Source organism: Micromonospora sp. NPDC049523 (genome assembly GCF_040676775.1).
Classification (GTDB): Bacteria; Actinomycetota; Actinomycetes; order Mycobacteriales; family Micromonosporaceae; genus Micromonospora_G.
In genome coordinates this window covers 215073-222105 of record NZ_JBFAPP010000013.1, presented here as the reverse complement: position 1 = coordinate 222105, position 7033 = coordinate 215073, and the positions used below count along the sequence as shown (strand labels likewise).

At 72.0% G+C, this 7033-nt stretch carries 7 protein-coding genes; 5 read left to right on the top strand and 2 right to left on the bottom strand.

Going from position 1 to position 7033, the window contains the following annotated elements:
- Nucleotides 1–187: 187 nt before the first annotated feature.
- Together leuE and AB0J90_RS22000 are read right to left on the bottom strand one after the other, a co-directional pair.
- On the bottom strand, nucleotides 188–859 hold the full coding sequence (gene leuE, locus AB0J90_RS22005; RefSeq protein ID WP_363598582.1) for a leucine efflux protein LeuE: 672 nt from the start codon (nucleotides 857–859) through the stop codon (nucleotides 188–190).
- A complete protein-coding gene (locus tag AB0J90_RS22000) occupies nucleotides 859–2103 on the bottom strand; it encodes a bifunctional pyridoxamine 5'-phosphate oxidase family protein/GNAT family N-acetyltransferase (protein WP_363598580.1) in 1245 nt (414 codons plus the stop codon). Before AB0J90_RS22000 ends, leuE begins: the two co-directional genes overlap by 1 nt.
- A 39-nt stretch (nucleotides 2104–2142) precedes the next feature.
- On the opposite strand from AB0J90_RS22000, the gene AB0J90_RS21995 reads away from it, so the two are divergent.
- The 5 genes from AB0J90_RS21995 (at nucleotide 2143) to AB0J90_RS21975 (ending at nucleotide 6766) form a co-directional block, all read left to right on the top strand.
- A complete protein-coding gene (locus AB0J90_RS21995) occupies nucleotides 2143–3486 on the top strand; it encodes an aminotransferase class I/II-fold pyridoxal phosphate-dependent enzyme (protein ID WP_363598578.1) in 1344 nt (447 codons plus the stop codon).
- Between the two features lie 127 nt (nucleotides 3487–3613).
- Complete coding sequence (locus AB0J90_RS21990) at nucleotides 3614–4303, top strand: UdgX family uracil-DNA binding protein (protein WP_363598576.1); 690 nt, start codon at nucleotides 3614–3616, stop codon at nucleotides 4301–4303.
- 154 nt (nucleotides 4304–4457) lie between these two features.
- Nucleotides 4458–4658: a DUF3046 domain-containing protein gene (locus AB0J90_RS21985; protein ID WP_363598574.1), complete on the top strand. Its 201-nt coding sequence runs from the start codon at nucleotides 4458–4460 to the stop codon at nucleotides 4656–4658.
- Between the two features lie 183 nt (nucleotides 4659–4841).
- Nucleotides 4842–5888 (top strand): recombinase RecA, encoded by a 1047-nt coding sequence (gene recA, locus AB0J90_RS21980; protein ID WP_363598572.1) that lies wholly within the window; start codon nucleotides 4842–4844, stop codon nucleotides 5886–5888.
- 26 nt (nucleotides 5889–5914) lie between these two features.
- Complete coding sequence (locus tag AB0J90_RS21975; protein WP_363598570.1) at nucleotides 5915–6766, top strand: regulatory protein RecX; 852 nt, start codon at nucleotides 5915–5917, stop codon at nucleotides 6764–6766.
- Nucleotides 6767–7033: the final 267 nt, after the last annotated feature.

The following is a 7033-nucleotide window of genomic DNA, read 5'->3' as shown; positions in this document are numbered from 1 at the left end:
GGCCCGGATCGCGTCGAGGTCGTCGGCCACGTCGACCGCGCCCCCACCCCCCGGCGATCTTGCAGTTGTGGCGCCTCGTATGACTGACTTAGGGCTTATGTCAGGGACCACAACTGCAAGATCGCCGCACTGGGAGGGGAGGGGGTGGGAGGGGGAGGGGGTGGGAGGGGGTGGGAGGGGGTGGGGGTTAGCTGGTGGTGGCGGTGGCTAGTTTGAGGCTGAAGCCTAGGAAGAGGACGCCGATGCCGGTGGTGGTGGCCGCGGCTAGGCGGCGGCGTTGGCGGAACTGGGCGGCCAGGTAGGTGCCGGTGAGGATCAGCAGGGTCAGGTAGAGCACGCTGGCGGCCTGCGCGATCACCCCGAGCAGCAGGAACGACAGCGCCGGGTAGGCGTAGTCCGGGTCGACGAACTGGATGAAGAAGGAGATGAAGAACAGGATCGCCTTCGGGTTGAGCAGGCTGATCACGGTGGCCCGCCGGAACGGGTTACGCACCGGGGCCGGCTCGGCCCCGTCGATCAGGCGCGGCGCTCCGGGGTCGTTGCGGGACCGCCAGCGCCGCCACGCTCCGCGCAGCATGGTCAACCCCACATAACCGAGGTACGCCGCACCGCCGTACTTGATCACCGTGAAGATCGGCGGGTACGCCGTGAGCAGCGACGCCACCCCGGCGGCGGAGAGCACCATCAGTACGGTGTCGCCGAGGAACACCCCGGCCGCCGCCTGGTAGCCGACCCGTACGCCGCGTTTGGCGGCGGTCGAGAGCACGAAGAGCGAGTTCGGTCCGGGCAGCAGCACGATGGCGACGGTGCCCAGCACGTAGGTCCAGATGTCGGTGATCCCCAGCACGGGCGTCATCATCACCCCAGGGGTGCCGTCGGGCGAAGCATTTCCCGGAGCGCGAGCTGTGCCTTCGGCCACTCGTCCGCGATCATGGCGTAGAGCACGGTGTCCCGCCACGAGCCGTCCGGCCGCTGCCGGTGCCGTCGCAGCACCCCCTCGCGCTGGGCGCCGAGCCGTTCGATCGCCCGCTGCGATCGCTCGTTGCGGATGTCGGTGTGCCAGACCACCCGCTCCGCGCCCAGTTCGTCGAAGGCCCGGGCGAGCAGGAGCAGCTTGGCCTCGGTGTTGATCCCGGTACGCCAACTCGCCCGGCCCAGGAAGGTGTGCCCGATCGCCACCGACCGCCGGGGCTCGTCGACCTCGTAGTAGGAGGTGCTGCCGACGATCTGGCCGGTCCGGGCGTCGCGCTGCACCCAGGGCACCCGGGTGCCGAGGTACTGGGCGTGCAGCGCCTCGGCGATGATCGCGGCGAGGTCGTCCCGGTTCGCCGGGCGCGGGTGGGAGAGGTGGCGCCAGACCTCGGCGTCGTCGGTGGCCGCGTACAACTCGTCGGTGTGGGCGGGGTCGAGCGGTTCCAGTCGTACGTGCGCGCCGGTCAGCGGTGCTGCGGTGAGCCAGGGCGAGCGGGGCGGGCGCAGGTAGTCGGGGACCGGTGCGGTGACCCCGGTGTCCGGCTCGGCCGGGCCGGCGACCTGCCGCAGCGGCAGCACCCCGGCCCAGTGCGGCAGGTCGTAGTCCTCGGGCTCGTCGACCACCGGCCCGGTCCGGGCCCGTACCGAGACCTCCCGCAGGGGCAGGGCCAGCACCGCCGTCTCGGCGAGTTCCCTGCGGGTCGGTGGGCGGCTGTCGGCGGCCCGTCCCCGGCCCACCTTCTCCACCAGGGCGGTCATCGCGGCCGCCTTCTCGGCCTGGTCGGTGACCAGGTGGGCGGTGCCGTGCGCGATCACCGAGCGGTAGTTGGCGCTGTGGTGGAACTGGGACCGGCCGTAGACCAGGCCGTCGAGCAGGGTGACGCTGAGGCAGACCGGCAGCCCGTCCGGGCCACGGGCGGCCAGTAACGGGCGGCCACCGGTGGAGCCGTGCAGGTAGACCGTGTCGTCGACGCGTACGTGCAGGGTGGGCAGGACCCGGGGCTCACCGTCCACGGTGAAGGCGAGGGAGCAGTGGTAGGCCTCGTCCAGGATCGCGTGCGCGGTCTCGCGCTGGTAGCCCATCCGGTTGCGGCCTCGGTTCGCGGTGGTCCGTTCCGTCTGCTGGTACACCTGGCGCCTCCCCGATTGTTCTAGTACAGTCTCAGAACTGTGGCAGCACATTATCAGATCGAGGGTGGTACGGCAGCCGAGATTTCGGCCAGCGTGGAAACCGGCGTACGCATCGGTGCCCTGACCGCGAGTGCGGCCCTGCCACCGGTCCGGAACCTGGCCGGACAGCTCGCGGTCAGCCCGGCCACGGTGGCCAAGGCGTACCAGGCGCTGCGCCAGCGCGGGCTGGTGGAGACCGCCGGACGCAACGGCACCCGGATCCGGCCCCGGCCGCCCGTCGCCGCGTCCCGGTCGGCGCTGCGACTGCCCCCGGTGGCCTCCGGGGTGCTCGACCTGGCCAGCGGCGAGCCCGACCACCGGCTGCTGCCTGCGTTCGGGCCGCACCTGGCCGCCCTCGCCCACTCCGCGGGCGCCTCCGTCGGCTACGGCGACGCCGGTGTGCTGCCGGAACTGGTCGACCTCGCCAGTCGGCGACTGGCCGCCGACGGGGTGCCGACCGACTCGATCACCGTGACCAGTGGCGCGCTCGACGGCATCGAACGACTCCTCACCGCCCACCTGCGCCCCGGCGACCCGGTCGGGGTCGAGGACCCAGGATGGGCCAACCTGCTCGACCTGGTCGCCGCGCTGGGCTTCCAGCCGGTCGGCGTACCGGTCGACGACGACGGCCCCACCCCGGCCGGCGTACGGGCCGCGCTGGCGTCCGGCGTACGGGCGCTGGTGCTCACCAGCCGGGCGCAGAACCCGACCGGGGCCGCGGTCACCGCCGACCGGGCGGCGATCCTGCGCGAACTGCTCGGTGCCCGACCCGACCTGCTGCTGATCGAGGACGACCACGCCGCCGAACTCGCCCCGATGCCGCTGCACAGCCTCGCCGGGGTGACCCGGAGCTGGGCATTCGTCCGGTCGGCCAGCAAGCCCTACGGCCCCGACCTGCGCCTGGCGGTGCTCGCCGGGGACGAGGCGACCGTGGCCCGGGTGGCCGGCAGGATGCGGGTCGGTGCCGGTTGGGTCTCCACTCTGCTGCAACGGCTCGCCATCGGGCTCTGGCGGGATCCGGAGGTGGCCGCCCAGGTGACCTCGGCCCGGGAGAGCTACCAGCGGCGGCGGGAGGCCCTGCGGGAGGCGCTGGCCCGGCGCGGGCTGACCGCGTACGGCCGCAGTGGGATCAACGTCTGGCTGCCGGTGTCGGACGAGATCCGTACGGTGACCGGGCTGCGCGACGCCGGCTACGCGGTCGCGCCCGGCTCGCTCTACCGGCTCGCCACCGGACCGGCCGTCCGGATCACCATCAGCCCGCTCGGCGACGCCGACATCGAACCGCTGGCCGACGCGCTGCTCCGCGCGACCGGCATCGGCGCACCGACCCCGTTCGGCGCCTGAGCGGGCGGTCCAGCCGTGCTCGGGCTGACCACCGTCGCCGGGCAGATCCTCACCCCGCGATCGCCCCGGCCGGGTGCCGTCAGGGGACGTGGTGTGTGAGCGCGGTGGGCCGGGGTAGGACAGGTCCATGGCGCAGACCCGGACCGCCCCCGGCGCACAGGAGTTCGTCCCGCCCCGCGCGAAGAGCCTGACCGCGCTGCGTACGGCCGCGGCCTCGTGCGAGGGCTGCGACCTGTACGCCGACGCGAACCAGACGGTCTTCGGCCGGGGAGCCGCACACGCCCGGGTGGTGATGGTCGGTGAACAGCCCGGCGACGTCGAGGACCGGGAGGGGCTGCCGTTCGTCGGCCCGGCCGGTCGGGTGTTGCGCCGGGCGGTCGACGACGCCGGCCTTGAGCCCGGACAGCTTTACCTGACCAACGCGGTCAAGCACTTCCGGCACACCATGCGGGGCAAGCGGCGGCTACATCAGACCCCCGACCAGGTGCACATCGTCGCCTGCCGGCCCTGGCTGGTCGCCGAGTTCGCCGTACTGCACCCGGAGGTGGTCGTGGTGCTCGGCGCCATCGCGGCGAAGGCGCTGCTCGGCCCGGCGTTCCGGGTCACCCGCGACCGTGGGGTGCTGCTGCCCTGGCCGGAGTCCGCCCAGCGCCCGGAGGACTTCACCCGGCCGTCGACCACCGCGAACGGGCCGGTCGAGCCGACCCGGCTGTTGGCCACCATCCACCCCTCGGCGGTGCTGCGCTCCGACAACCGGGAGGACGCGTACGCCGGACTGGTCGCCGACCTGACCGTGGCCGCCGGGGCACTGACCTGAGGTGCGCCCGGGGACACGCTCGGGACACCGGTGTCGCGCCCGTTCGCGGTGACGGTGCCGATGGCGCTAGCGTTGGCGGTCGGCGTCGGCGGGTGGTGGCGCGGCCGGCCCGGTGATGGGGTCGGGGTCGGGTGGACGCGAGGGGGTTGGGTCGGTGCGGCTGACGGATTTCTGGACGCGGCTGGAGCAGGTGTTCGGCCCGGCGTACGCGACCAGCATCGCCGCCGACCAGGTGCTGTCCCAGTTGGGTGGACGGACGGTCAAGCAGGCGCTCGCGGAGGGTGAGGCGACGGTGGTCGTCTGGCGTGCGGTGGTCGCCGCGTACCCCGATCGAGTACCGGCCCGACTACGCTGAGCTGCCGTTATGGCCTTGTGGCGTGTCGTGCATGCTGTCGTACACCTGTTCGGCTATTGTCCACACCGGGGTGCTCGTCCACAGCTCACGGCCGGTCGGCTGTTTTCTGTCGGACCTAGCGCCTAGCGTGTGCGCGTGACGAAAAGTTCAGCAAAGACGCCGGCGAAGGCAGGGGTGGCAACCATGGCGCCAGGACCTGACCGGGAGAAGGCACTAGACCTTGCTCTCGCTCAGATCGACAAGCAGTTCGGTAAGGGCTCGGTGATGCGGTTGGGCGAACGGCCGCAGATCCAGATGGCCGTTATCCCGACCGGCTCGATCGCACTCGACGTGGCACTTGGTGTGGGCGGTCTGCCCCGTGGCCGGGTGGTCGAGATCTACGGCCCGGAGAGCAGCGGTAAGACCACCGTGGCGCTGCACGCGGTGGCGAGCGCGCAGCGGGCCGGTGGCATCGCCGCCTTCATCGACGCCGAGCACGCGCTCGACCCGGAATACGCCAAGGCGCTCGGGGTCGACACCGACGCGATGCTGGTCTCCCAGCCGGACACCGGTGAGCAGGCGCTGGAGATCGCGGACATGCTGATCCGTTCCGGCGCGCTGGACATCATCGTGATCGACTCGGTGGCCGCACTCGTGCCCCGGGCCGAGATCGAGGGCGAGATGGGCGACAGCCACGTGGGCCTCCAGGCCCGGCTGATGAGCCAGGCGCTCCGGAAGATCACCGGTGTGCTCAGCAACACCAACACCACCGCGATCTTCATCAACCAGCTCCGCGAGAAGATCGGTGTCATGTTCGGCAGCCCGGAGACCACCACCGGTGGCCGGGCGCTAAAGTTCTACGCGTCGGTCCGGCTCGACGTACGCCGGATCGAGAGCCTCAAGGACGGCACCGACGTGGTCGGTAACCGGACCAGGGTCAAGGTGGTGAAGAACAAGGTCGCCGCCCCGTTCAAGCAGGCCGAGTTCGACATCATGTACGGCAAGGGCATCTCCCGCGAGGGATCGCTGATCGACGTCGGTGTGGAGCAGTCGATCATCCGTAAGTCCGGCGCCTGGTACACCTACGACGGTGACCAGCTCGGCCAGGGCAAGGAGAAGGCCCGGGAGTTCCTCAAGGACAACCCGGACGTGGCGGCCGAGATCGAGAAGAAGATCCTGGAGAAGCTCGGCGTCGGGGTCAGCCCGAGTGACGCCGCGGGCGGCCCGGAGCTGCCGCCGGTGGACTTCTGACCGGTCGCTGAGTCTTCCTCTCCATCATGGCTGGACGACGTGGGGCCAGGTCGGGGCGTGGCTGGGATGCCGCACCGCCCCGATCGGGCGGCGGGACAGCGGGGCGCTCGCGGCGGGGACGGGCCGCGGGCGCCGATCCGAACGGTGACACCGACGCGACCGGTGCCGCCGGCACAACCGGCTGGTCCGAGGACGATCAGGGCTGGCCGGAGGGTGCCGCGACGCCATCGGGGCGTACCGACGGTGGCGCCGCGGAGCAGCCGGGTGGCTTCGGCGGTCGACGGCGTGGCCGGAGCGGGGACACCGCCGCGGCCGGACCGCCCCGTGACGAGGGGGAACTGGCCCGGGAGATCTGCCTGCGCCAGCTCGCCGTACGCCCGCGTACCCGGGCCGAGCTGGCGACCGCGCTCGCCCGGCGGGGCATCAGCGAAGAGGTCGCCCACCAGGTGCTCGACCGCTACGACGAGGTCGGCATCATCGACGACGCCGCCTTCGCCCGAGCCTGGGTCACCAGTCGCCACCAGGGCCGGGGCCTGGCCCGCAGGGCGCTCGCCAACGAGCTGCGCCAGCACGGCGTCGACCGCGACATCGCCGCCGAGGCACTCGGCGAGCTGGACGAGACGACCGAGAGCGAAACCGCCCGCACCCTGGTGGACCGCAAGCTGCGGACCGCCCGGGGTGAGCCGGACGCGGTGTTCCGTCGGCTCGTGGGCATGCTCGCCCGCAAGGGCTATCCCCCCGGCGTGGCGATCAGGGCGGTGAAGGACGCGTTGGCGGCACAGAGCGCCGAGGCGGCCGAGTTCGCCGAGTACATCGACCCGGACGCGCTCGCCGACGCCGAGTCGGAGCTCGACCGGGATGCCCGCGCGGGGGAGTAGCGCCGCCGGACGCCGGCAACCGACGCGACGGGGCCTGCGAGGGCCCTCGACCGGCCGGGCTCGTCCGGGTATGCCCCACCCGTCATGAGCTGCGGGTAGGCATCCGTGTGCCGTACGTCCGACTCATGCTGGATCATGAGTCCTTGACCGAAGGGCCCCTCGCGACCTAGCCTCGCGTTACAGGTGAGACTGCCCGACCATCGCAGGCTAAACGCACAACATAGATCGCGTAACAGTACGGCATCACTTTGGCCAGTTCAGGGGCCA

What these genes read in the sequence shown, in the direction of transcription:
- leuE (WP_363598582.1), bottom strand. Translation starts at nt 859, where the DNA reads ATGATGACGCCCGTGCTGGGGATCACCGACATCTGGACCTACGTGCTG.
- AB0J90_RS21990 (WP_363598576.1), top strand. Translation starts at nt 3,614, where the DNA reads ATGGCGCAGACCCGGACCGCCCCCGGCGCACAGGAGTTCGTCCCGCCC.
- recA (WP_363598572.1), top strand. Translation starts at nt 4,842, where the DNA reads ATGGCGCCAGGACCTGACCGGGAGAAGGCACTAGACCTTGCTCTCGCT.
- AB0J90_RS21975 (WP_363598570.1), top strand. Translation starts at nt 5,915, where the DNA reads ATGGCTGGACGACGTGGGGCCAGGTCGGGGCGTGGCTGGGATGCCGCA.